The sequence below is a fragment of the Pirellulales bacterium genome (genome assembly GCA_035939775.1).
Lineage (GTDB): Bacteria > Planctomycetota > Planctomycetia > Pirellulales > DATAWG01 > DASZFO01.
On the sequence record DASZFO010000011.1, the window covers coordinates 1 to 1731 of the forward strand.

Sequence of the window (1731 nt, forward strand, 5' to 3'; positions counted from 1 at the left end):
CCGATTTGGCGTGACAACCGGCGGGAATAAGTTGTGGCTTGCTGGCTGAACTACTTATAATAATGGCCGCGGCGAAGCTATGCGCCGGCATTGCGGGGCAGTGGGTTTGCTACAGCAATACCTATCGAGAAAGGTCGCAATACATGCTTGCGGGTCGGATGAGGAGATTAGGTGTTGTCGCCCTTGCGATGCTTGCCGGCTGGTTCTGCGTCAGGCCGGCGACGGCCGCGCCGACTCCCGAGCAATCCGAGAAGTTCCGCGCGGCCGAGTCCGCGCTGACAAAAGGCGAAACGCTATATAAGAACGGAAAGCTCATCGAAGCTGCGGCGATGGTTCAGCCGGCCCAGAAGGCGCTTGCCGAATTGGCCGAGGCCAAGGAACTCGTCAAGCAGCTTCAGCCGCTGGCTCGTCGCCTCATGAATCTGCACGACAACTTGGCGATCGAGGGTGCCAAGGTGCCGGCGATCAGCGCGGCTGTTACCTCATTGGCGGATCTTGCCGGCGAAAAACCGATGGCGAAGCCGGCCGGCGAGAAGCCATCGACGACGCCAAGCCCCAATCGGGCAGTTAGCAAGAATTCCACGCCCTCCGCTAAATCGGGCGCCGGGGCAATCAGCTTCACCAAACAAGTCGCGCCGCTGCTGGTCGCCAAGTGCGGCAAATGCCATGTCACGGCCGCCAAGGGGCAGTTCAGCATGGCCACCTTCACCTCGCTCATGCGTGGGAACAAAGACGGCCCGGTGGTTCTCCCGAACAAAGGCAACGGCAGCCGGATTGTGGAAGTAATCGAGTCGGGGGACATGCCGCGCGGCGGCGGGCAGGTCGCCAAGGACGAGTTGGCCATGCTCGTCCGATGGATCGATCAAGGAGCGAAATTCGACGGCGCCAATCTGACGGATTCGATCGCCGGACTGGGCGCCCCCAACGCGGCAACGATGGCGACGGAGCCGGCGCTCAGCGTCGTGGCTGCCACCGGCAAAGAGAGCGTCCTCTTCTCGCGCGACATCGCCCCGGTGCTGGCCGAGCAATGCATGGTTTGCCACGGCACGCAAAACAATCCTGGCGGCCAACTGCGGCTCGAGACGTTCACCGCGCTCTTGCGAGGCGGGGCCAGCGGCGTGTGCGTCCAACCCGGCAACCCGGCGGCGAGCCTCATCGTCCGCAAGATCAAGGGGCTGTCCGGCGACCGGATGCCGAAAGGGAAGCCGCCCCTCTCGGCCGCCGTGGTCGCCAAGTTCGAAAAATGGGTTGCCGAGGGAGCGAAGTTCGACGGCTACGATCCGGGTCAGACCATGGACGTCGTCGCCGCGACCTACATCGCCGGCGTTTCGACCCCCGAGCAGCTTGCCGCGGCCAGGGCACAGCGGGCTCGGCGCATTTGGCATCTGGCGATTCCCGATGAAAACCCGCTGGAGAAGGAAACGAAGAATTTTCTCGTGATGGGCAACGTCGGTCCCGAGAAACTGGACGAGATCGCCACCGCGGCCGAAAAAGCCGCCGCCACGATCGCCCGCATTTATCACGCTCCAGAGGACAAGCCGCTGGTGAAGGGAAAGATCACGCTATTCGTATGCAATCAGCGCTTCGACTACAGCGAATTCGGCAAGATGGTCGAGGAGCGGGAGATTCCCGCCAGCGGGCGCGGCCATTTTCGCTACGACGTGGTGAATGCCTACGGCGCGATTGTTCCCCCGAACGAGACGGAGTATTCGCTCGCGGCGTTGGTCGGGC

1 protein-coding gene is annotated in these 1731 nt (G+C 62.9%); it reads left to right on the forward strand.

Going from position 1 to position 1731, the window contains the following annotated elements; all coding sequences use genetic code 11:
• Nucleotides 1-62: 62 nt before the first annotated feature.
• A partial coding sequence (locus VGY55_00380; GenBank protein HEV2968409.1) for a c-type cytochrome domain-containing protein occupies nt 63-1731 on the forward strand: 1669 nt, incomplete at its 3' end.